Annotated in this window: 1 protein-coding gene; it reads left to right on the top strand. The window is 66.4% G+C overall.

The annotated features are described in order from the left end of the window. Nucleotides 1-147: 147 nt before the first annotated feature. Nucleotides 148-339 (top strand): hypothetical protein (locus tag D9V41_RS18380; RefSeq protein WP_208006940.1); only part of this gene is annotated, 192 nt, incomplete at its 3' end.

The raw sequence follows: 339 nt of genomic DNA, 5'->3' as shown, positions 1-339 counted from the left end.
GCCGATGCGCAGGCACGCGAGGACGCCGCACACGAAGCCGCCGCACGCAGCACCCACGAGCAGCGCAAACGCCTGGGTGCGCTCGTGCACGATCACGTGCTGTCCCTGCTGCTGACCGCCGCCCGATCCGATGACCATGACCGTCCGATGCTGCGCCAGGCCGCGATGAACGCCACCGCCGCTCTTACCGCTCCTGACAAGGCAAAAGACATTTCCGGGCAGGAACTGGTCGCTCGCATCCGAGGGAGCCTTCCCAGCGAGTTCCGCTTCGAAAGCAAGACAGCTGCGGAGATGGATGTACCCGCAGATGTCGCGACAGCGCTCCTTGAGGCCGCTGCC

The organism is Aeromicrobium phragmitis (genome assembly GCF_003674095.1).
Classification (GTDB): Bacteria; Actinomycetota; Actinomycetes; order Propionibacteriales; family Nocardioidaceae; genus Aeromicrobium; species Aeromicrobium phragmitis.
Note: the sequence above shows the minus strand (reverse complement) of the source record. Positions and strands in the feature narration are given on the sequence as shown.